This is a genomic window from Afipia sp. Root123D2, from assembly GCF_001425835.1.
Taxonomy (GTDB): domain Bacteria; phylum Pseudomonadota; class Alphaproteobacteria; order Rhizobiales; family Xanthobacteraceae; genus Afipia.
In genome coordinates this window covers 1-20,953 of record NZ_LMDP01000004.1, presented here as the reverse complement: position 1 = coordinate 20,953, position 20,953 = coordinate 1, and the positions used below count along the sequence as shown (strand labels likewise).

At 61.7% G+C, this 20,953-nt stretch carries 23 protein-coding genes; 10 read left to right on the top strand and 13 right to left on the bottom strand.

Features of this window, described 5'->3' with window-relative positions; translation table 11 throughout:
• Positions 1–115: 115 nt before the first annotated feature.
• Positions 116–1,051 carry a LysR family transcriptional regulator gene (locus tag ASC80_RS19735; RefSeq protein WP_056301165.1) on the top strand — a complete coding sequence of 312 codons (936 nt, stop codon included), beginning with the start codon at positions 116–118 and terminating at the stop codon, positions 1,049–1,051.
• 54 nt (positions 1,052–1,105) lie between these two features.
• On the opposite strand, the gene ASC80_RS23285 is transcribed toward ASC80_RS19735, so the two are convergent.
• Entirely contained in the window at positions 1,106–1,270 is a 165-nt protein-coding gene (locus ASC80_RS23285) for a DUF3309 family protein (protein WP_082512688.1), read from the bottom strand.
• A 511-nt stretch (positions 1,271–1,781) separates the two neighbouring features.
• On the opposite strand from ASC80_RS23285, the gene ASC80_RS19730 reads away from it, so the two are divergent.
• Entirely contained in the window at positions 1,782–2,984 is a 1,203-nt protein-coding gene (locus ASC80_RS19730; protein WP_056301162.1) for an MFS transporter, read from the top strand.
• A 6-nt stretch (positions 2,985–2,990) separates the two neighbouring features.
• Here ASC80_RS19730 and ASC80_RS19725 read toward each other — a convergent pair whose 3' ends face one another.
• The 5 genes from ASC80_RS19725 to ASC80_RS19705 form a co-directional block, all read right to left on the bottom strand.
• Positions 2,991–3,695, bottom strand: coding sequence for an ABC transporter ATP-binding protein (locus ASC80_RS19725; RefSeq protein WP_056301158.1), 705 nt, complete (start codon positions 3,693–3,695; stop codon positions 2,991–2,993).
• Positions 3,688–4,470, bottom strand: coding sequence for an ABC transporter ATP-binding protein (locus tag ASC80_RS19720; RefSeq protein WP_056301156.1), 783 nt, complete (start codon positions 4,468–4,470; stop codon positions 3,688–3,690). The genes ASC80_RS19725 and ASC80_RS19720 overlap by 8 nt, the downstream gene beginning before the upstream one ends.
• Complete coding sequence (locus ASC80_RS19715; protein WP_056301153.1) at positions 4,467–5,411, bottom strand: branched-chain amino acid ABC transporter permease; 945 nt, start codon at positions 5,409–5,411, stop codon at positions 4,467–4,469. Before ASC80_RS19715 ends, ASC80_RS19720 begins: the two co-directional genes overlap by 4 nt.
• 3 nt (positions 5,412–5,414) lie before the next feature.
• Entirely contained in the window at positions 5,415–6,287 is an 873-nt protein-coding gene (locus tag ASC80_RS19710; RefSeq protein ID WP_056301151.1) for a branched-chain amino acid ABC transporter permease, read from the bottom strand.
• 115 nt (positions 6,288–6,402) lie between these two features.
• Complete coding sequence (locus ASC80_RS19705) at positions 6,403–7,566, bottom strand: ABC transporter substrate-binding protein (RefSeq protein WP_056301149.1); 1,164 nt, start codon at positions 7,564–7,566, stop codon at positions 6,403–6,405.
• A gap of 268 nt (positions 7,567–7,834) precedes the next feature.
• Between ASC80_RS19705 and paaI the strand changes: the two genes are divergently transcribed.
• Genes paaI through ASC80_RS19670 form a run of 7 tightly spaced genes read left to right on the top strand, consistent with a single transcriptional unit; the run spans position 7,835 to position 14,437 of the window.
• The gene (gene paaI / locus ASC80_RS19700; RefSeq protein ID WP_056301147.1) at positions 7,835–8,305 is read left to right on the top strand and encodes a hydroxyphenylacetyl-CoA thioesterase PaaI; all 471 of its coding nucleotides are present in this window, start codon (positions 7,835–7,837) and stop codon (positions 8,303–8,305) included.
• Positions 8,306–8,324: 19 nt separating this feature from the next.
• Positions 8,325–9,659, top strand: coding sequence for a phenylacetate--CoA ligase PaaK (paaK, locus tag ASC80_RS19695; RefSeq protein ID WP_056301145.1), 1,335 nt, complete (start codon positions 8,325–8,327; stop codon positions 9,657–9,659).
• A gap of 16 nt (positions 9,660–9,675) precedes the next feature.
• On the top strand, positions 9,676–10,311 hold the full coding sequence (locus ASC80_RS19690) for a TetR/AcrR family transcriptional regulator (protein ID WP_056301142.1): 636 nt from the start codon (positions 9,676–9,678) through the stop codon (positions 10,309–10,311).
• 42 nt (positions 10,312–10,353) lie between these two features.
• A complete protein-coding gene (gene paaZ, locus ASC80_RS19685; RefSeq protein ID WP_056301138.1) occupies positions 10,354–12,387 on the top strand; it encodes a phenylacetic acid degradation bifunctional protein PaaZ in 2,034 nt (677 codons plus the stop codon).
• 30 nt (positions 12,388–12,417) lie between these two features.
• The gene (locus ASC80_RS19680; RefSeq protein ID WP_056301136.1) at positions 12,418–12,729 is read left to right on the top strand and encodes an EthD family reductase; all 312 of its coding nucleotides are present in this window, start codon (positions 12,418–12,420) and stop codon (positions 12,727–12,729) included.
• A 25-nt stretch (positions 12,730–12,754) separates the two neighbouring features.
• Entirely contained in the window at positions 12,755–13,990 is a 1,236-nt protein-coding gene (locus tag ASC80_RS19675) for a cytochrome P450 (RefSeq protein WP_082512687.1), read from the top strand.
• A 21-nt stretch (positions 13,991–14,011) separates the two neighbouring features.
• Positions 14,012–14,437, top strand: a complete 426-nt coding sequence (locus tag ASC80_RS19670; RefSeq protein ID WP_056301133.1) for a PaaI family thioesterase — start codon at positions 14,012–14,014, stop codon at positions 14,435–14,437.
• A 6-nt stretch (positions 14,438–14,443) separates the two neighbouring features.
• On the opposite strand, the gene paaE is transcribed toward ASC80_RS19670, so the two are convergent.
• From paaE to paaX, 6 genes are all read right to left on the bottom strand, one after another.
• The gene (gene paaE, locus ASC80_RS19665; RefSeq protein WP_056301130.1) at positions 14,444–15,523 is read right to left on the bottom strand and encodes a 1,2-phenylacetyl-CoA epoxidase subunit PaaE; all 1,080 of its coding nucleotides are present in this window, start codon (positions 15,521–15,523) and stop codon (positions 14,444–14,446) included.
• Between the two features lie 65 nt (positions 15,524–15,588).
• Positions 15,589–16,089: a 1,2-phenylacetyl-CoA epoxidase subunit PaaD gene (gene paaD, locus ASC80_RS19660; RefSeq protein ID WP_056301127.1), complete on the bottom strand. Its 501-nt coding sequence runs from the start codon at positions 16,087–16,089 to the stop codon at positions 15,589–15,591.
• Entirely contained in the window at positions 16,083–16,859 is a 777-nt protein-coding gene (gene paaC / locus ASC80_RS19655) for a 1,2-phenylacetyl-CoA epoxidase subunit PaaC (protein WP_056301122.1), read from the bottom strand. Before paaC ends, paaD begins: the two co-directional genes overlap by 7 nt.
• 122 nt (positions 16,860–16,981) lie before the next feature.
• Positions 16,982–17,269: a 1,2-phenylacetyl-CoA epoxidase subunit PaaB gene (paaB, locus tag ASC80_RS19650; protein WP_056301119.1), complete on the bottom strand. Its 288-nt coding sequence runs from the start codon at positions 17,267–17,269 to the stop codon at positions 16,982–16,984.
• 13 nt (positions 17,270–17,282) lie between these two features.
• Positions 17,283–18,284, bottom strand: coding sequence for a 1,2-phenylacetyl-CoA epoxidase subunit PaaA (gene paaA, locus ASC80_RS19645; protein ID WP_056301116.1), 1,002 nt, complete (start codon positions 18,282–18,284; stop codon positions 17,283–17,285).
• 68 nt (positions 18,285–18,352) lie between these two features.
• Positions 18,353–19,225, bottom strand: coding sequence for a phenylacetic acid degradation operon negative regulatory protein PaaX (paaX, locus tag ASC80_RS19640; RefSeq protein WP_056301113.1), 873 nt, complete (start codon positions 19,223–19,225; stop codon positions 18,353–18,355).
• An 881-nt stretch (positions 19,226–20,106) separates the two neighbouring features.
• On the opposite strand from paaX, the gene ASC80_RS24475 reads away from it, so the two are divergent.
• Entirely contained in the window at positions 20,107–20,748 is a 642-nt protein-coding gene (locus ASC80_RS24475; protein WP_244487325.1) for a response regulator transcription factor, read from the top strand.
• A gap of 78 nt (positions 20,749–20,826) precedes the next feature.
• Here ASC80_RS24475 and ASC80_RS23870 read toward each other — a convergent pair.
• Positions 20,827–20,953: aldehyde dehydrogenase family protein (locus tag ASC80_RS23870; protein WP_156464468.1), on the bottom strand; the 127-nt coding region annotated here is incomplete at its 5' end.

Here is a 20,953-nt window from a genome sequence, read left to right as displayed (position 1 = left end):
GATCGCCGATGGCAGCGGCGCTTACGTGCACGGAAGATGCAGTCTTTCGGCATATCTGATAATCAGCTAAAATTTGGAAGGATCATCAACCTGTAGTGGATAATCCGAGGTCGCCATGGATCGGCTCACAAGTCTGACGGTGTTCGGCCAGGTCGTCGAATGCGGCGGATTTTCCGCCGCAGCACGACGGATGAATATGTCCGTGACCATGGTCAGCAATCACATTCAGGCGCTCGAAGACCGGCTCGGTGTGCGGCTGCTTAACCGCACCACCCGCAAGGTCAGCCTCACCGAGATCGGCAAGGCCTACCACGAACGGTCGAAGAACATTCTGGTCGAACTGGACGAAGCCGACCGGATCGCGAACTCGCTGAACTCGACGCCGCGCGGATCGCTCAAGCTTTATACCAGCATCCACACCGTCCGGTTCATCGCACCGATCGTCGATCAATACCTTACCCGCTATCCCGACGTCGCCATCGATCTCACGGTCGGCGAAGGGATCATCGATCTGGTGGAGCATCGGATCGATCTTGCGATCGTCACCCTGCTGCCGCCGGATTCAAGTCTGGTCGCACGACGTCTGACCCCATGGCGGCATATCGTGTGCTGCGCGCCATCCTATCTGGGCAAGCACCCGGTCCCGCAAACACCCGCTGACCTCGCCGACCACAACTGCTTGCAGTATGCGTTTTATCCCTATGGCAACGAATGGCATTTCGAAGCGGCCAAGGGCAAAACGCAATCGGTCCACGTGAGCGGCAACGCCGTCACCAATAGCGGCGAATTGCTGCGTCAGCTCACGCTTTCGGGTCAGGGTATTTTCCTCGCGCCCAGTTTCATCATCGCTGACGACATCCGGTCCGGCCGTCTGGTGCGGCTGCTGCGCGGCTATTCACCGATCGAATTCGCCATCAACGCGGCCTATCCGCATCGTCATCATCTGTCGAGCAAGGTGCGCAGCTTCATCGACCTTCTGACGGAAGGTTTTGCCGAACACCGCAAATGGATGAACCCTCACGACACGATTGACGCGCCCGACACGGACTAGGATTCCATAGTGAAAAAGGCCGCCCTTGAGGCGGCCTTTTTGTTTACGGGCCGGTCAGATTCGACCCATCAGAACAAGGATCAGCAGAATGATGATGAGCAGGCCGAGACCGCCGCCGCCATAGTAGCCGGTGCCGTAAAACGGTCCGCCGCCCAAGCCGCTGAACCCGCCCAGGAGGGCGATGATCAGAATGATAAGAATGATAGTACCGATCGACATATGAACACCTCAGTCAATGAGCCCGCATGCATGACTTAACCGTCATGTTGGAACTTGGTTCCACCTTTCGTCAGCCAGTTGCGGACAAATCGGCTCTCGCGGATAGATCAACTCGCTGCCAGCATCCGGCTTCCGCTTTTCGAAGAATGCGCGAACGCCTTCCTTGAAATTGTCGTCGCGCGAGGTCAGCACCTGAAGCCAGCGTGTCGTGCTGGGGCGATCACGCTCTTTCAGATCGCCCGGCGCTGAATACCTCGCCCGCTCCGATGAGAGCCCTCACCCGCACATCCCGCCGCCACTACAGCTCGGTTGAACAGATGGCGCATCCCCTCGACAAGCTGACGGCAGCCGCATCCGGACCACCGGTTTGTGCAGACGGGCAGCGCAAAAATGCCGGTCACCGGCGTCTGGTTCGCACCGCGACATCTGTTATGTATGGCGCCGGTGCGTCGCTCCCGATCGGCGTCCTTTGAGATGCTGCAAGGCAAAACGAGAAACGGCCACTTCAACGATGACGATTCAGGCGACAGAACCGATCATTGCCCGTAAGCAGGAGACGGCACTGCTGTCGCTGGTATCGGCGGCTCATTTCATCAGCCATGTCCACATCATGACACTGCCGGCGCTGATCCCGCTGCTGCCGGCCTATTTTGGTGTCAGTTACCTGACCATCGGCATGGCCCTGACCGTGTTCAATCTGGTGTCACTGTTCGTGCAGACTCCCATGGGATTCATCACTGACCGGGTCGGCGCGTGGCGAATGCTGATGCTTGCGCTGGTGCTCGGCGGCGCCAGCTTTGCGTTGCTCGCCGCGACATCGAGCTACGCCTGGCTTCTGGTCGCGATGGCTGCTGCCGGCATCGCCAACGGTGTCTATCATCCTGCCGACTATGCCCTGCTCTCATCGTCAATCGAGGGCCAACGGCTCGGCAAGGCGTTTTCGATCCACACCTTCGCCGGCTTCCTCGGTACAGCGGTGACGCCTGCGATCCTGCTCGGCACCGCCGGGTATTTCGGCGTCGGACCGGCTTTTGCGCTTGCCGGCATTGCCAGCCTTGCGGTGGCCGCTGTCATCCTCGGGTCGCGCGCCACTCGCCTCGAAGCCCACCGGAAAACCCTCGCTGCGACAGATGCGTCGAGCGACAACAAGAATATCGTCACGCCAGCGGTCCTGTTGCTGACGTTCATGTTCGTGCTGCTCAACCTCAACGCCAGCGGCATTCAGGCGTTTTCGGTGACTGCAATGACCCACGGCTACGGCATCAACCTGTCGTTCGCTAATGCCGCACTGACAGGCTTCCTGCTTGCCAGCGCCTTCGGCGTGCTGGCAGGCGGCATTCTAGCCGACCGCACCCACCGTCACGCGGCGCTCGCCACCGTCGCAATGCTGGCTGCCGCCGCGTTGACCGCCGTGCTCGCATGGACCATGCCGGGGCAGGTCATGCTGATGGCGGCGATGATCGCCATCGGCCTCCTGTCCGGCATCATCACGCCGTCGCGGGATTTGCTGGTGCGCGCAGCTTCGCCGCGCGGCGCCGAAGGCCGGGTGTTCGGGATCGTCTCGACCGGTTTCAATATCGGCGGCGCGATCTCGCCGATCATCTTCGGCTGGCTGATCGACCACGGCCAAAATCAAGGCGTCTTCGCGTTCACTGCCTTGTTCATGCTGCTGACCGCCGTGGTGACCATTCTTCCGATATTCGGCCGAAAGTAGCGCGCATTATTCAAAACCAAGATACGCGGCCTTGACCTTGGGGTCTGACAGCAGGGCTGCGCCATCGCCGGTCCCGGCAATGCGCCCGGTTTCAATGATGTAACCGCGATCAGCGATTTCAAGCGCCGCGCTGGCGTTCTGCTCGACCAGCAGCACGGTGATGCCTTCAGCTTTCAGCGATACGATCGCAGCAAGAATCTGGTCGACCAGAATCGGCGACAGGCCAAGCGACGGCTCGTCGAGCAAAAGCAGTTTCGGTTTTCCCATCAAGGCCCGCCCGATTGCCAGCATCTGTTGCTGACCACCGGATAATCCGCCGGCTGCGAGATAGCGCTTCTCGGCGAGAATTGGAAACATCGCGAAAATCCGGTCGCGATCCTCCATGATCTGCTTGTCGCTGCGCACATACGCGCCGAGCCGCAGATTGTCCTCGACGCTGAGCGGGCCAAACACCTGCCGCCCTTCCGGCGATTGCGTCATGCCGCGCTGGACCCGGCGGTGCGACGGAAAACGCTCGATACTTTCGCCGAGAAAACGGATCTCGCCGCGCGTGATCGGCTGTACGCCGGACAGTGCGCGCAACAGTGTGGTCTTGCCGGCGCCGTTGGAACCGATCAATGCCACGATCTCGCCGGAACGCACTTCGAGGCTGACGCCCTTCAGCACCTCGATCCGGCCATAGGCGCTGTGCAAGTCAACGACTTCAAGCACGCCTCGCCTCCCTCGCACCATGCTTGCCGAGATAGGCTTCGAGAACGGCGGGATTGTTGCGCACTTCCTGCGGCGTGCCTTCGACCAGCGGCCGGCCGCGTTCGAGAACCAGAATCCGATCCGAAATCTTCATGACAAGCTTCATGTCGTGCTCGACCAGCACCACCGCGATCCCCTGCCCGGCGACCCGATGAATGAGCTGGTCAATCTCCTCGGTCTCGACCGCGTTGCAGCCCGCGGCAGGTTCGTCGAGCAACAGCACCTGCGGCTCCGCCGCCAGTGCGCGTGCGATCTCGAGACGCTTGCAGGCGCCGTAAGGGAGCGATCCGGCCAATTGATCCGCGTAGGCGTGCAGGCCAACCTGATCGAGCAAGGCGAGCGCCGCTTCCCGCGTCTCGCGGTTCTGCCGCGTCACCGACGGCAGCCTGAACATATCGGCGAACAGATTGCAGTTTTCGCGCAGATGACGCCCGACCATGACGTTTTCTACGGCGGTCATGCGCTGGAAGATCTGAAGATTCTGGAACGTGCGCGACAGGCCACGCGCCGCGAGCCGATCCGGCGCAAAACCCGTGACATCTTTCCCTGATAGCTCGACCTGCCCCTGGTCGGAGACATAAACACCGGAGACAACGTTGAAGAGCGTCGTCTTGCCCGCGCCGTTCGGGCCGATGATCGACAGGATCTGACCAGGCGCGACCGAGAAGCTGACACCATCGATCGCCTTCACACCACCAAACGAGATGCCGATATCGGTGGCCTTGAGGATCGTCATGTCCGCGCCCTCGCCAGCAGCCGGGATACGGTGGGAACGATGCCGTCGCGCATGAAGATCATCGATACAATAATGACGAGACCGAGCATCAGGTTCTCGTATTCCTGAAACACCGTCAGCACCTGCGGCAGTGTCACCAGCACCGCCGCGCCAACGATCGCGCCGGCCACCGACCCGAGCCCGCCGAGCACCACCATGGTGACGAGCTCGACCGAGTGCAGGAAGCCGGCCTGATCGGGATTCGCAAATCCGTTCATCAGCGCCAGCATCGAACCGGCCAGCGATGCATAGACCGCAGCGATCACGAAAGCCTGCAGCTTGAAGCGGGCAACGTCGATGCCCGCGACCCGTGCCGCCACCTCGCTGTCATGCAACGCGCGAAACGCACGGCCGGTCGGCGTCTCATTGAGATTGAGCGCGAGCCAGGTGCCAAGCAGGAGGCACGCACCCGAGATCCAGTACCAGACGTTCGAGCCGCTGGCGCGCCAGCCGAACAGCGTCAGCTTCGCGACCGGCATTCCATCCGGCCCGCCAGTCCAGTGGCTTTCGGTGGTGATGACCATCGCCACCAACACACCAAGGCCGAGCGTGGCGATGGCAAGATAATGTCCTTTCAGCCGCAGGATCGGACGGCCGACGAGATAGGCCAGCAGCGCCGAGATCACCGCGCCAACAAGAACCGCGATCCACGATGGAATGCCGAGATGCGCCGGCCCAACAGCGGCGGCATAGGAACCGATGCCGAAGAACCCGGCATGACCGAGGCTGACCTGCCCGGCATTGCCCATCAGAATATTGAGGCCGATCGCCGCAAACGCCGACACCCAGACCAGCGATGCGACGCGGAAGTAATAATTCGACGGCAGCACCAGCGGCAGCAGCGCAATAACGGCCGCCAGCACGAGCAGCGTCACATAGCGATGACCGAGCCGCGCCCGCATCGCTCAGACCCTCTCCACGATGCGGCGGCCGAACAGTCCCTGCGGCATCGCGACCAGAACCAGCAGGATCACAATGAACGCGAAGGCGTCCTTGTAGGTTGAACTGATATAACCCGCGCCGAAGGATTCGAGCAGGCCGAGCAGCAGCCCGCCGGCGACCGCACCGAGCGGATTGCCCATGCCGCCGAGCATCGCCGCGGCAAATCCCTTGAGCGCAAGCAAGGTGCCGACATCGTAACTCGTCAGCGTGATCGGCGTGATCAGGATTCCAGCGATGGCGCCGATCGCCGCCGATCCGCCGAAGGCGAGCGCCACCACCGTCGTGGTGTTGATGCCGACCAGACGCGCCGCCAGCCGGTTCGCGGCTGTCGCCAGCACCGCCTTGCCAAGAATGGTCCGCTCCAGAAAGGCGTACAACAAAATCACGATCACGGCCGTGCCGCCAATTACCCAGAAGCTCTGCGGCTGCACCGCCGCTCCGAGGATATTCACCGGCGTATCGCCGGAGAACGACGGCAGTTTGTGAAACTGCTTGTCGAACACGATCTGGGCAATGCCGCGCAGCAGGATCGACGCGCCGATGGTGATGATGATCAGCGTCACCGCGGACGCGCCGCGCGCCGGTTCGATGGCGAGCCAGTACAACAGCAGCCCGACCGCGATCGCAACGATCACCGCGATCACCGCCGCGAGCGGCAGCGGCACGCCTGCGGCGGAGACGAACACCGTCACCATGCCGCCGAGCATGACGAATTCGCCTTGCGCGAAGTTCACCACGTCCGATGCGTTGTAAACCAGCGTAAATCCGAGCGCGACAAGCGCATAGACCGCGCCCACCGTCAGCCCGGAGGCCAGGAACTGAAAGAATTCGGCCATGTCCCCTCAACGGCCAACGCTATTGGTGGCCCGCGCGACGATCTGCGATCGAGACTACGACAAATGAGCGAACGACGCCCCCGAATTCAATCGAGGGCGTCGCTTCAGCGTTCGATCAGCTTCCTGCTGGAACCAGCGCCCAGTCGCCGTTCTTGATCTCGAGCATCCGGAACGCCGAGAGGTCGAGACCCAGATGGTCGGTCGGCGACATATTGACGACGCCGCCGGTGCCGATGAAGCCCTTGGTCTTTTCGATTTCGTCACGGACCTTTGCGGGATCGGTCGACTTCGCGCGCTTCATCGCATCGACCAGGATGTAGAGACCGTCATAGATGTGCCCGCCGAACGTCGAGACCGGCTGCTTGGCAGTGTCCTCGTAGGTCTTCTGGTAATCGACCACGACCTTCTTCTGCGGATCGCTGTCCGGCAGCTTGCTGGCAACGAGCAACGCCGCCGCCGGCAGCCTCACGCCCTCTGCCGCCGCTCCAGCGAGATCAATGAAGCTCTTCGAGGCAACGCCATGACTCTGGTAGAGCGGCGTCTTGCTCATACCGAGCTGGGCATAGTTGCGGGTGACGATCGCCGGGCCCTGCCCGAAATCGGCGTTGACCACAGCCTGCACGCCGGCGGTGTTCTTGATCTTGGTGAGCTGCGCCGTCATGTCGCTGTCGCGCGGCCCGTAGGTTTCATCGGCGAGAATCTCGATGCCATAGTTCGGCGCCACCTTGGTGCACTGGGTGCGCATCGACGCGCCGAAACCGCCGGTGCCCGAGATCAAGCCGATCTTGGTCAGCTTGCGCGCCTTGAGATTCTCGAAAATCTTTTCGCACGCCATCTTGTCGGTATGCGGAGTCTTGAAGATGTACTTGCGAACCGGGTCGACCACCTCGATCGCGCCGGCCAGCGAGATAAACGGGATCTTCGCTTCTTCGAACACCGGGATCATCGCCATCGTCGTTCCCGTGGTCGAACCGCCGACCATCGCAACGACCTTGTCGTCATCGACGAGGCGCGTAGCGAAGGTGCGCGCCTTGTTGGCGTCGCCGCCGTCGTCATAGATGACGATCTCGATCTTCTTGCCGTCGACGCCGCCTGCAGCGTTGATCTTGTCGACATACATCCGCAGCGTCTTATCCTCGGGGGCGCCGAGGAACGACGCCGGTCCAGTCACCGAAAGCACCGAACCAATCTTGACAGTCTGCTGCGCGAGGGCGGGCGAGAACGACAGCGCGAGAGCGCCGGCTGCGAAAAGGAAATTGGCTTTAGAAAGTGGCTTCATCGTTTCCTCCTGGTTTCAGGTGCTCGTTTTTTGAGAGAGCTTGCCCGGCAAATCTTGTCCGTCACATGGGACTATCGTCCCATATCCCGCGATCTGCTTCTGTCTGCTTCAATATAATTGACCGGACGGTTGGTCAATAGTATTGTCGCGCGGCATACGGCCGTCATCAACAGGCCGATGCGGGAGGACATTTGGTGAGACAGCCGGTTTTTACCGCACCTCGAAACACGCATTGCGCCGGCCCGTTCACGACTGGCGGGAGGCCGTGATGGACGCGCAGAACAAGACGGACGACCTTGATCCGCGCGCGTTGGCGGAGGCCTGCGCAAGCAAGATGTGGGCGGACGATCGGGCCAGCAAGGCGCTCGGCATGACCATTGTGCGCATTGCCCCGGGCGAAGCGGTGATCTCGATGCCGGTCCGCCGCGACATGACCAACGGCCACGGCATCTGCCACGGCGGCTTCATGTTCACGCTGGCGGATTCGACCTTCGCTTTCGCCTGCAACACCTACAACCAGCGCACGGTCGCGCAACAATGCGCCGTAACGTTCATCCGTGCCGTTCAGGAAGGCGAAGTCCTCACCGCCCACGCCATCGAGCGTTCGAAGAGCGGGCGCAGCGGCATCTACGACGTGACCGTGCGCGACAGCCGCGACGTCGTGGTCGCCGAATTTCGCGGACACTCGCGAACAATCTCGGGCGAATTGCTCACGCCCCATACAGACGAATCCCGATAAAGCCGAAACGGAGCCCGCCTTGCTTCAGATTCCCCTGCGCAAACTTTCGCAACTCAAGCCGCAGCCGGCCGACCTCGACCGCTACGAGACCGCCTCGCAGGACGAATTGCGCGCCTGGCAGCGCGAACGGCTCCGCTGGACGCTGCGCCGGGCCTTCGAGAAAGTCCCGCACTACTCTGCTGCGTTCAAGGCTGCGGGTGTCCATCCCGATGACTTCAAGGACATCGGCGACCTCGCCAAATTTCCGTTCACCGTCAAGGCGGACCTGCGCGCGAACTATCCGTTCGGCATGTTCGCCGTTCCGGAATCGGAAATCGCGCGCATTCACGCGTCATCGGGCACCACCGGAAAGCCGACCGTGGTCGGTTACACCAAAGGCGACATCGATGTCTGGAGCGACGTGGTCGCCCGTTCGATCCGTGCCGCCGGCGCGCGGCCGGGCATGAAGGTTCACGTCGCCTATGGTTACGGCCTGTTCACCGGCGGTCTCGGCGCGCACTACGGCGCGGAACGGCTCGGCTGCACAGTCATCCCGGTGTCGGGCGGCATGACCGAGCGTCAGGTCCAGCTCATCAACGATTTCAAACCCGACATCATCATGGTGACGCCGTCCTACATGCTGGCGATCCTCGATGAATTCCGCAAACAGGGTCTCGACCCGCGCAAATCATCGCTGCGCGTCGGCATTTTCGGCGCCGAACCGTGGACCAATGCGATGCGCGAGGAAATCGAGGAAGCGTTCGACCTCCATGCCGTCGACATTTACGGCCTCTCGGAGGTGATAGGCCCCGGCGTCGCCAGCGAATGCGTCGAGACCAAGGATGGCCTGCACATCTGGGAAGATCACTTCTATCCAGAGGTGATCGATCCGGTGACCGGCAAGGTGTTGCCCGACGGCGAGAAAGGCGAACTGGTATTTACCTCGCTGACCAAGGAAGCGATGCCGATCATCCGCTATCGCACCCGCGATCTGACGCGGCTGCTGCCCGGCACCGCACGCGCCCTGCGGCGAATGGAGAAGGTCACCGGCCGTTCCGACGACATGATGATCGTGCGCGGCGTCAACGTGTTCCCGACCCAGATCGAGGAAAAGCTGCTCACCATCCCTGCCCTGTCCATGCACTACCAGATCGTGCTGACGCGCGAGGGGCGCATGGACCAGATGGAAATTCTGATCGAGGCTCGGCCCGACGCCGCTGCAACCGAGGTCCGCAAGGCAGCCGCCAGCCGTCTCGAACAGGCGATCAAGGACACCATCGGCATAACGGCGAAAGTCAGCGTGCTCGATCCGGAAAGCATCGAACGTTCGCTCGGCAAGGCCCGCCGCATCGTCGATCGCAGGCCCAAGGAATAAGGAAACAAGACCCGACATGGCACGCACTCGCGCCAGCGACTACGACGACAAGCGGCGGGCGATCCTTAATCGCTCGGCGGAACTGTTTTCCGAGCACGGCTACGACCGTGCCTCGATGAACAAGATCGCCGAAGCCTGCCGTGTGTCGAAAGCGAACCTCTATCACTACTATAAGGACAAGGAAGCACTGCTGTTCGACGTCATCCGCTTCCATCTCGAGGAACTGATCGAGGTGGTCGAGGCGGCCGACCGCCCCGATCTGCCGCCGAGGGAGCGTCTTCGCGAACTGGCCGGCGCCTTGCTCGAAGCCTATCGCGACGCGGATTCGCAGCACAATGTGCAAATCAGCAGTATGCGTTTCCTGCCGGCCGAGCGGCAGACCGAACTGAAGGGCATGGAGCGCGATCTGGTTACGATTTTCTCCGATGCAGTCATCGGCGTCGCGCCGCAGCTGAAAGGCACGCGGATGCTCAAGCCCGTGACGATGTCGCTATTCGGCATGATCAACTGGCACTACCTCTGGTTCAAGGCAAACGGCCCCGTCAGCCGCGCCGACTACGCCGATCTCGTCACCCGGCTGATCGCCGATGGCACGCGCAACATCTCCGGGCAAACGCCCTCTTCCGCCAAACGCATCACCGCAGCCGAGTGAACGGTTCACACGTGCCGTTCGGCGCCAACAACAGAGCACACCATGAAACTCGAAAGCTATGTTCGCGGACAATGGGTCGCTCCTGGCAAGGACATCACCGATATCCGCAGCGCCGTGACCGGCGATACGGTGGCACAGGCGACGAGTGGCGGACTCGATATGCGCGAGGTGCTGGCCTATGCGCGCAACACCGGCGGACCGAATCTGCGACGCCTCACTTTCCATCAACGCGCCGACCTGCTGAAGAAGCTGGCACAATACCTGACCGAGCGGAAAGACCAGCTCTACAAACTATCGTTCCAAACCGGCGCAACCCGAACCGATAACATGATCGATGTCGACGGCGGTATCGGCACACTGTTCGTCTATGCAGGCAAGGGGCGGCGTGAACTGCCGAATTCGACCTTCCTGATCGATGGCGCGCCCGAACAGCTCGGCAAGGGCGGCACATTCGCCGGACAGCATATCGTGACGTCATTGCATGGTGTCGCGGTGCACATCAATGCGTTCAACTTTCCCTGCTGGGGTCTGCTGGAAAAGCTGGCGCCCGCTTTGCTCGCCGGCGTTCCGGTCGTCACCAAACCGGCGACTGTCACATCCTATGTCGCTCACGCACTGGCGCGAATGATCGCCGAGTCCGGAATTTTGCCAGAAGGCGCGCTGCAATTCATCGTGGGCTCGACCGGCGACCTGTTCGACCACCTCACCTGTCAGGATGCCGTCTCATTCACAGGCTCGGCTGCGACCTCCGAGATGCTGCAGCGTCACCCGGTGATCGCACGCGAGGCGGTGCGCTTTGTCGCCGAGCGCGACTCGCTCAACGCCGCAATCCTTGCGCCCGACGCCATCCCCGGCACGCCGGAGTTCGACCTGTTCGTCAAGGAAGTGGCGAAGGAGATGACGGTCAAGGCCGGGCAGAAATGCACCGCAATCCGCCGCGCGCTGGCGCCTTCGGCGTATGTCGATGCGGTGATCGCCGCGCTGCGCGAACGGCTTGCAAAGGTCACTATGGGCAATCCTGAGCTTGAAACCGTCCGCATGGGTCCTGTCGTCGGTCTCGATCAGCGCCGGGATGTACTGGCGCATGTCGCCAAGCTGCGCACCGAGGCCGAACTCGTTTTCGGCGATCCGGACAACTTCACGGTCGAGGGCGCCGATGTCACGCGCGGCGCATTCATCCCGCCGCTGCTCCTGCATTGCGCCGATCCTGTTCGCGCCACGCAGGTCCAATCGGTCGAAGCGTTCGGACCAGTCTCCACCGTGATGGGCTACGACACGCTCGAAAACGCCATCGCGCTCACCAATCGTGGCGGCGGCAGCCTGGTCGCCTCGGTTTACACCTACGATCCACGCACCGCGGCCGATCTGGTCTTCGGCATCGGCACATTCCACGGCCGGCTCGTGCTGATCGACCGCGACTGCGCCAAGGAACAGACCGGCCACGGCTCGCCGATGCCGCAGATGGTTCACGGCGGTCCCGGCCGCGCAGGCGGCGGCGAGGAACTCGGCGGCATTCGCAGCCTGCATCACTACATGCAACGCACCGCCGTGCAGGGATCCCCCGCGATGCTGACCAGGGTGACCGGAAGCTGGAGCAAGGGCGCACCGGTCGTCGAGAAAGATCGCCATCCGTTCCGCTATCACTTCGAGGATCTCGACATCGGCCAGACCTTCTATTCGACGGAGCGCACGATCACGCTCGAAGACATCGAACATTTCGCCCATTTCACGGGCGACACCTTCTATGCCCACATGGACGAAGAAGCGACCAAGGGCCATCCGTTCTTCCCCGGCCGCGTCGCGCACGGCTATCTGCTGCTGTCGTTCGCGGCCGGCCTATTCGTCGATCCTGACCCCGGCCCGGTGCTCGCCAACTACGGGCTCGACTCGCTGCGCTTCATCAAGCCGCTCCAACCCGGCGAAAGCATCAGGGTTCGCCTGACGGCGAAGGAAAAATCACCGCGCAACACGCAATACGGCGAGGTGCGCTGGGATGTCGAAATCACCACCGGCACCGGCGAAACCGCGGCGACCTATGAACTCCTGACAATGAACGCGGTTCGGCCGAAAGCCTGAGCAACAACAATCATAACGGAGGAAACGCCCATGATTCTCGTCACAGTGATGTATCCCGCCGGGGCACAGACCAAATTCGACACCGATTACTATCTGCAGAAGCACATGCCGCTGGTGAGAGAGCGCTGGGCCCAGCATGGGCTCAAAAGCGCGCAGGTGCTGCGCGGCGCCGCCAAGCCCGACGGCAGCGCGGCGGATTATCAAATGATGGCGCTGCTAACCTTCGGCTCGCTCGACGATTTCAAGGCCGCGGGCAAGGCGCACGGCAAGGAAATCTTTGCCGACATCCCGAACTTTACCAACGCGCAGGCCGTGGTGCAGATCAACGACATCCTGAGTTGAGCCGAAACGGCCAGGAGATCGCGCGATGATGCCGGCAGGCGATGCTGACACCTTGGAGATCGTTCGCGGGTTCTCGCTGAAGGACCTGCCGGATTCTTTCTATGCCGACCCCTATCCGACCTATCGCGCACTGCAGGACGGCGACCCGATCCACCGCATGGCGGACGGATCGCTGTTCCTGACCCGGCATCGCGATCTTGAGGCCATTTATAAAGACACGGCACGATTCAGCTCGGACAAGAAGATCGAGTTCGCACCGAAATACGGCACCGGCTCACTGCTCTATCAACATCACACCACCAGCCTGGTGTTCAACGATCCGCCGCTGCATACGCGCGTTCGCCGCCTGATCGCCGGCGCGCTCAACCCGCGCGCCATCGCCGAGATGGAGCCGGCATTGGTCGCGCTCGTCGATCGCCTGCTCGATGACATGGAAGCCAAGGGCCATGCCGACCTGATCGCGGATTTCGCCGCCGCGATTCCGGTGGAAGTGATCGGCAATCTGCTCGCGGTGCCTCACGCAGATCGCGGCCCGCTGCGCGGCTGGTCGCTGGCGATCCTCGGCGCGCTCGAGCCAGTGCTGTCGCCGGAGGTTCAGAGTGCCGGAGAACGGGCGGTCGATGAATTCCTCGCCTACCTGAAGCAACTTGTCACCGAGCGCCGTCGCAACCCCGGTGACTCCGAGCGCGACGTGCTCACACGTCTGATCCAGGGCGAGACCAATGGCGAACGTCTCAGCGAAATCGAACTGCTGCAGAATTGCATCTTCGTCCTCAACGCCGGACACGAGACCACCAGCAACCTGATCGGCAATGGTCTCGAACTGATGCTGCGCTATCCCGGCGAGCGGCAGCGTCTGATCGACGAGCCATCATTGATCAAGCCAGCGATCGAGGAGTTCCTGCGGTTCGAAAGCTCCAACCAGCTCGGCAACCGCCGCGTTACCCAGGACACCACGCTCGATGAGGTCGTCATCCCCGAAGGCACGCTCATCACGCTGTGCATCGGCGCGGCCAACCGCGACCCGGCGCAATTCGAGAATCCCGATCGCCTCGACATCGGACGCGCGCCAAATCGTCATCTGGCGTTTGCGTCGGGTCCGCATGCCTGCGTCGGGCTGAACCTTGCGCGCCTGGAAGGCCGCATCGCCATCGGCCGCTTCATGGCGCGCTTCCCTCGCTTCGCTGCCGCAGGCTTGGCACAGCGCGCGCGACGCGCCCGGTTTCGCGGCTTCACATCGCTTCCCGTCACCCTCACCTGATCCGCATTACAAGGACATTCCATGACGACGTTCGATACGACCGCCGCCACCGACCTGCTGAATACGGTATTCGCCCGGTGGGTGCAGGACCTCGATCTGTCGGTTGAGAGCGTCAGCGCTGACGCCGCCGTGCTGCGGATGAAATTCTCGGACAAGCTCTGCCGCGACAACGGCGTGATCTGCGGCCAGGCACTGATGAGCCTTGCCGATACCGCGATGGTGTTCGCGGTGTCCGGCGCGGTCGGCAGCTATATCCCGATGACCACGGTCGACCAGTCGATCCATTTCCTGCGGCCCGCCGCGAAAGCCGACGTGCTCGCGGAAGCCCGTGTCGTGCGCGCCGGCAAAACCATGGCGTTCGGCAGCGTGACTTTGAAAGTGGATGGCGACGAGCGCCCGGTGGCGATGGCACAAACCGCCTACGCCCTGATGCGCGACGCCAAATAGCGCCGCTTACATCTGGTCGTAATCGACCACGACGCGCTCCGACACCGGATGAGCCTGACAGGTCAACACGAAGCCCGCCTCAAGCTCCCACGGCTCCAGCGAATAATTGACATCCATCCGCGTCTCGCCCTCGACGATCTTGGCGCGACAGGTGCTGCACATGCCACCCTTGCAGGCATAGGGCAGATCCATGCCTGCGCGCAGCGCGGCATCGAGAATGGCTTCGCCTTCCGCAACCGGCACATCCTTGCGCTTGCCGTCGACGATCAATGAGGCAATCGCCTTGGGCGGCGCCTCCGGCGCGATCACGACTTTCGGCCGCGGCTTGCCGCCGAATTCCGAGACGAAGCGTTCGACGTGAATCCGCTCGGCGGCAATACCGAGGTCGATACATGTCGCCTCGATCTCCTCGCTCATGGCGACCGGTCCACAGACGAACACATGATCCACTGCCGCGGCAGGCACCATCGCGCGCAACAGCACACTCACCTTGTCGCGGTCGAGCCGGCCGTGAAGAATGGGAAGATCCTGCTCCTCCTGCGACAGCACATGGAACACCGACAGCCGGCCCATGAAGCGGTCTTTCAATTCCTCCAGCGTTTCGCGAAACAGGATGCCGTTGGTAGCTCGGTTGCCGTAGAACAGGAAAAATCGGCTGTGCGGCTCGCGGGCAAGAACGCCGCGCACAATCGACAGGATCGGCGTGATGCCGGAGCCGGCAGCGAAGCCGACATGGACCCGCGCCTCCTCCGGCGCGTGCGCGACGCCGAAACGCCCGGTCGGCGTCATCACATCGAGTTCGTCGCCGGACTTGAGCTCATCAAGCGCCCAGCTTGAGAACGCACCGCCATCGACCTTCTTGACCGCGATCCGCAATTCGCGATCGTCCGGGCTAGAGCAGATCGAATAAGACCGGCGCACTTCCTCGCCGTCCAGCGAGGTGCGCAACGTGAGATATTGCCCCGGCGTGAAGGCGTAATCCTCCGCCAGTTCATCTGGAATGGCGAATGTCATCGAGACCGCGTCGGAGGTCTCGCGGCGCAGGTCGTGGATGGCAAGGCGATGGAATTTCGGAGTGTGGGACATTTGAAGTCGATCTGTTGACGCGTATTCTGATCGCAAAACCGGTATCCACTTTTGCGGAATACGCGTTAATGACACTTGAAATAGTCGAACGGTTCGCGGCAGGCCTTGCAGCGCCACAACGCCTTGCATGAGGTCGAGCCGAATTCGGACAACACTTCAGTATCGACCGAACCACATTGCGGACAAGCCACATGCTGTTCGCCAAACAGTGCGCGGCGGCCACCACCGGCCTGCGGAGGCGCGATGCCGTAATCCTTCAGCTTGCGGCGGCCCTGCTCACTCATCCAGTCGGTTGTCCACGCCGGCGACAGCACGGTGCGGATTGTCGGATTGCGGATGCCTTCGCGCTCCAGCGCGAGTTCGATTTCCAGTGCGATCATGTTCATCGCCGGACAGCCGGAATAAGTCGGCGTGATCGCGACCTCGACGCCGTCGCCGGTCACCGTCACATCTCGCAACACGCCGAGATCGGCAATGGTCAGAACCGGAATCTCCGGATCGACCACCTGCGCCGCGGCGTCCCAGACACGCTGACGCAAATCGGCGTTATGGGTGGAGGTCACCATGTCGCGCCCGGGAAGCTGCGCTGCAGCGATTGCAGCTCGCTGAGAAGATGACCGAGATGTTCGGTGTGGCTGCCGCTGCGGCCGCCCTTCTGCATCCAGTCGCTTTTTGGTATATCGAGCGTCGCAACGGAAAGCACGTCGGTCACCGTACGCAACCACTGATTTCGCAAACTCTCGGGATCGACCGCGATGCCGTTCGAGATCAGTTCGGCATCGCTGGCGTCGGTGTGGAACATCTCGCCTGTGAAAGCCCACAGATTGTCGACCGCGTCCTGCGCGCGGCGATGGCTTTCATCGGTTCCATCGCCGAGGCGGATCACCCATTCGGAGCAATGACGCAGGTGATAGGCGCTTTCCTTTTCGGATTTGGCGGCGATTGCGGCCAGCGTCGCATCTTTCGAGGCCATCATCGCGCGCCAGTACGGGTCGGCGAACGCTGAATAAACAAACTGGCGGACAATGGTGTGGGCGAAATCGCCATTGGGCTGCTCGACCAGCAGCAGATTGCGATACTGCCGCACGTCGCGCAGATAGGCGAACTTGTCTTCGTCGTTGCCGGCGCCTTCCACCTTGGCGGCATAGCTATAAAGCTCACGTGCCTGGCCGATCAGGTCGAGGCCCATATTGGCGAGCGCCATGTCCTCTTCCATCATCGGCGCGTGGCCGCACCATTCTGACAGCCGATGACCGAGGATCAGCGCATCGTCGGCGCGGCGCAGCGTGTACAGCACCAATGGACTTTCAGTAACGGAGATGGAGGCGATGGCCATAAGCAACCTTGTTCTGAAGAGCTGGTCTTGGCACCCGTCATGCTCGCGCTTATCGCGGACACTCACGCCTTACTGAATCTTTGAAAGACGTGGATGGCCGGGACAAGCCCGGCCATGACAAATCACATATGCCCGACTTCCTCGGGCACATCGTAGAACGTGGGATGCCGGTAGATCTTCGATATCGCCGGCTCGAACATCATGTCCTTCTCCGACGGATCGGAGGCGACGATGGCGTTCGACGGGACCACCCACACCGAAAGGCCCTCGCCGCGCCGCGTATAGATGTCGCGCGCGGCCAGCAATGCCAACGTGGCGTCGGTGGCATGGAGCGAGCCGACATGCTTGTGCGCCAGCCCGTTGCGGCTGCGGATAAACACTTCCCAGAGCTGGATATTCTGCACGGTCATGGTTCTCTCCGACCTACTCGGCAGCCTGCGCCGTGGCGGCGCGGCGAGCCTGTTGTTTTTCAGCATAGGCCACTGCAGCCTCGCGAACCCACGCACCCTCATCGTGAGCCTTGCGGCGCGCAGCTATGCGATCGCGATTGCACGGTCCGTTGCCGGAGAGCACTTCGCGGAATTCGTTCCAGTCGATGGCACCATATTCCCAATGGCCGGTCTCTTCGTTCAGTTTGAGATCGGGATCGGGCATCGTCAGGCCGAGATACTGAGCCTGCGGCACGGTGGCATCGACGAATTTCTGGCGGAGTTCATCATTGGAAAAACGCTTGATCTTCCAGCGCGTCGATTGATCGCTATGCTGGCTCTGCCCATCCGGCGGGCCGAACATCATCAGGCACGGCCACCACCAGCGGTCGAGCGCGTTCTGCGCCATCGCCTTCTGCTCGGGTGTGCCTTTCGCCAGCGTCATCATGATCTCGTAACCCTGACGCTGATGGAACGACTCTTCCTTGCAGACGCGGATCATGGCGCGGGCATAGGGGCCGTAGGAGCAACGGCACAGCGGGATCTGGTTCATGATCGCCGCGCCATCGACCAGCCAGCCGATCGCGCCGATGTCGGCCCAGGTCAGTGTCGGATAATTGAAGATCGAGGAATACTTCGCTTTCCCGCTGAGCATCTGGTCGACCAGCTCTTCGCGGGATGTACCGAGCGTCTCGGCGGCGGCGTAAAGATAAAGCCCGTGGCCGCACTCGTCCTGCACCTTGGCGAGCAGCGCGGCCTTGCGGCGCAGCGTCGGCGCGCGGGTGATCCAGTTGCCTTCCGGCAGCATGCCGACGATTTCGGAATGGGCATGCTGGGAAATCTGCCGCGTCAGCGTCTTGCGATAGGCCGCCGGCATCCAGTCGTTGGCCTCTATTTTTTCCTCTGCCGCGACGCGCGCCTCGAACCGGGCGGACTTCTCGGCATCCTCGGCAAAGCGCTCTTCGCTCTCCGGCGCATTCAGGGCCTGAGTGTACATGGCTGTCTCCCTAAGACGGGATAAATATATAACAGAAAAATATGATCACAAGTAAATTATGTAATACGTTATGATGCCGGGAACCGACGCCGGAGTTCCGCCCCCGGTGCAGGCAGCGGCCCGGAATGGCTTTCCCCGTGCTCGTTCAGCCACTTTTCCGAAGCCGGCAAAAGGGCTTGATACATTCGCCCGCAAAACTGATGAGCCTCCGCAGCGGGCCAGTCGGGCGGCAGCAAGGCCGCCGGCAACAGCGGATCGCGCAAAATGACGCGGCGATAGTGATGGATCATCAGGATACGGGCGAGCAGCGCATCGGCGGGATCGAGCGCGCCGGTGCCCGCCGCCCAATCTTTCAACGGCGAAAAGGTTTTCAGGAAATTGCGATAGGAGTCCGCCGTCCGCTCCAGTGACCAGCTTTCGCTGATCAGACGGCGGCCCGCCTCCTCCGCCGCCGAAGCCTCGAGCTGGATCGCACCGTCTGCTTCCGGCGGCACCGGCACACCTGACGGCGCCACCCAGACGCCGGGAATCGGATTACCGAACCCCGCCTCGATCAGCGCGGTGCGCGACGACTCGCGATCGGCGCCGTTTCCGATCAGCAGAACTTCAAACCGTCCTGACCAGTCGGATGGATGGGGATTGTAAACGTGCTCGACGGCGGCCTCGAACCGCTCCCGCCCCCGTTTTGCCAGCCGGTAAAAGCTCTTGCGGCCGACCTTGTCGCGATCGAGCCAGCCATCGGCGGCCAGCCGCGACACCGCCGTGCGCACCACGCCGCCGTCGATCTCCAGCATTTCGAGAAACTGCAGCAAGGTGCCGAGCCAGACCGAGCCGCCACGCGGCAGAATCGCATCGCCATAAAAAGTGATGATCAGCGAACCGGTGCGGGAGGGTTCGCGTTTGAACCGGCTGACGATCAGCGCGAGAGGATGTCTGGTCATGTTCGCACTGTTTAGCCAATTCAGCGCGCGGCACCAAACTGATATCGCGGAAGCCTCCTTGGGAGGAGCGCCGGTCTAGGACCTCCGGGCGGCGAGCGCTTCTTTACCCTGTTGCGAGGCAGGGCGGACGGCTGCCGGATCGCAGCATGCGGCCATCGCCTCGCACGTCAGGGATTGCGTGTCCGAGCGCAGCTTTGATCCTGTTCCCAACCGAGGTACCGAGCGCAGCATGCAATCGCGATTAAACCAACTGCTGTCATGGAGCGTGGCATGCCAGCATCACACGACTATTTGAAAGAGGCAGTAACCAACTGATTGAATGAAACTCTGACCCGCGCCACCCGGCAAACCGGAACCCGCTGTCATACAAAAGCATTGCAGGGATGCAAAAAAGAGCGTTAGTTTCCACTCAAACCAATTTCAAAAAATCCGTCATTTAAATTGCGTTTCTAGGAATTATAGCGACCCAAGTTTTGAGTCAGGTGCGTGCCATGAGTATCGCCGGCGATTCATTTTCTCTTCGCAAGAAGCCGCAAGTTCTCAACAATCTGTCAGAACCGCTGTCCCATACGGCGATTGCTCCCCGTCACATCGATCAGCCCGCAACCAGCTCCCCTCGTGGGCTGGCCTCTCCTCAACCGTCCGGCGATGAGGCATCGCGGTTAGTCCATCCGCCGTCAGGCCAAACTGACAGCCCGCTTTCGCCATCATCCACGAGCCTCACCTGCGATCCGCTCCGATCGCGCCGCGCCGCCGATGAAGCGACTTGTCAGGAGCTGGACTCTCCGGCGCAAAAGGCTCGTATCGATTTCAGACGTTCTGCCCGGCCCAACGAAGTGCCGCCACGCACCACCGTTATCAACGGCCTTGAGCATCGGTCGATGCGGTCGGGAAAGCCCGGGATCGTTGTCGTCCATCCACACGCCCTGTTTCGCGATTGCTTTGTCCGGTGTCTGGAAGCCTCTTACGAGGGACACGACGTTTTCGATTTCTCGTGCATCAGCGACTGGGCGAACAACGCGGAACGAAATATCCAGGCCCCCACGGTGATCATCCTGTTCATGGACGGCGCCAAGGCGTCCAGCATGGCTGACCTTCAGTTTGTCGATTCCGTCGCGGACAATGTTCCGATCGTGGTGATGTCGGATATCGATGACGCGAGCTATGTCATGCGCACGCTCAAGAGCGGCGCGCGGGGCTACATCCCGACCAGTCTGCCCTTCGACGTCGCGGTCGAAGCTGTTCGCCGCGTGGAGGCCGGCGGCACATTCGTGCCGGCCAGCAGTCTCGAATTCACTCAGAACAAGCAGGAGGCGACATCTCGGGCGACCGAGCTTCTCACCAAGCGGCAGATGATGGTCGTTGGCGCACTGTGTCAGGGGATGGCCAACAAGCGGATCGCGTTCGAACTCAAGATGAGCGAGCACACCGTCAAGGTTCACCTGCGTCACATCATGCGAAAGCTCAAGGCCCGTAACAGGACCGAGGTGGCTGTGTTGACCAAGGACTACTTCCAGGCCTGATTTTCTTCCCGCACATGAAAAAAGCCGGGCCTTGCTGGCCCGGCTTTTTGTTGTCGCGGCGACCGTGTGGCAAGGCGCTCAGATTCCGCCCATGCAGAGGTATTTGACCTCGAGATAATCCTCGATGCCGTATTTGGAGCCCTCGCGACCGTTGCCGCTTTCCTTGACCCCGCCGAACGGCGCGACCTCGGTGGAGATGATGCCC

Bases quoted from the DNA above. Each gene is read 5' to 3' on its own strand.
- ASC80_RS24475 (WP_244487325.1), top strand. From the start codon at position 20,107: ATGCGGTCGGGAAAGCCCGGGATCGTTGTCGTCCATCCACACGCCCTG.
- paaI (WP_056301147.1), top strand. From the start codon at position 7,835: ATGGACGCGCAGAACAAGACGGACGACCTTGATCCGCGCGCGTTGGCG.
- ASC80_RS19675 (WP_082512687.1), top strand. From the start codon at position 12,755: ATGATGCCGGCAGGCGATGCTGACACCTTGGAGATCGTTCGCGGGTTC.
- paaZ (WP_056301138.1), top strand. From the start codon at position 10,354: ATGAAACTCGAAAGCTATGTTCGCGGACAATGGGTCGCTCCTGGCAAG.
- paaD (WP_056301127.1), bottom strand. From the start codon at position 16,089: ATGGTGACCTCCACCCATAACGCCGATTTGCGTCAGCGTGTCTGGGAC.
- ASC80_RS19720 (WP_056301156.1), bottom strand. From the start codon at position 4,470: ATGACGATCCTCAAGGCCACCGATATCGGCATCTCGTTTGGTGGTGTG.
- ASC80_RS19715 (WP_056301153.1), bottom strand. From the start codon at position 5,411: ATGCGGGCGCGGCTCGGTCATCGCTATGTGACGCTGCTCGTGCTGGCG.
- paaA (WP_056301116.1), bottom strand. From the start codon at position 18,284: ATGTACACTCAGGCCCTGAATGCGCCGGAGAGCGAAGAGCGCTTTGCC.
- ASC80_RS19705 (WP_056301149.1), bottom strand. From the start codon at position 7,566: ATGAAGCCACTTTCTAAAGCCAATTTCCTTTTCGCAGCCGGCGCTCTC.
- paaX (WP_056301113.1), bottom strand. From the start codon at position 19,225: ATGACCAGACATCCTCTCGCGCTGATCGTCAGCCGGTTCAAACGCGAA.
- paaC (WP_056301122.1), bottom strand. From the start codon at position 16,859: ATGGCCATCGCCTCCATCTCCGTTACTGAAAGTCCATTGGTGCTGTAC.
- ASC80_RS19735 (WP_056301165.1), top strand. From the start codon at position 116: ATGGATCGGCTCACAAGTCTGACGGTGTTCGGCCAGGTCGTCGAATGC.
- ASC80_RS19680 (WP_056301136.1), top strand. From the start codon at position 12,418: ATGATTCTCGTCACAGTGATGTATCCCGCCGGGGCACAGACCAAATTC.
- ASC80_RS19730 (WP_056301162.1), top strand. From the start codon at position 1,782: ATGACGATTCAGGCGACAGAACCGATCATTGCCCGTAAGCAGGAGACG.
- paaE (WP_056301130.1), bottom strand. From the start codon at position 15,523: ATGTCCCACACTCCGAAATTCCATCGCCTTGCCATCCACGACCTGCGC.
- ASC80_RS19670 (WP_056301133.1), top strand. From the start codon at position 14,012: ATGACGACGTTCGATACGACCGCCGCCACCGACCTGCTGAATACGGTA.
- ASC80_RS19710 (WP_056301151.1), bottom strand. From the start codon at position 6,287: ATGGCCGAATTCTTTCAGTTCCTGGCCTCCGGGCTGACGGTGGGCGCG.
- paaB (WP_056301119.1), bottom strand. From the start codon at position 17,269: ATGACCGTGCAGAATATCCAGCTCTGGGAAGTGTTTATCCGCAGCCGC.
- ASC80_RS23285 (WP_082512688.1), bottom strand. From the start codon at position 1,270: ATGTCGATCGGTACTATCATTCTTATCATTCTGATCATCGCCCTCCTG.
- ASC80_RS19690 (WP_056301142.1), top strand. From the start codon at position 9,676: ATGGCACGCACTCGCGCCAGCGACTACGACGACAAGCGGCGGGCGATC.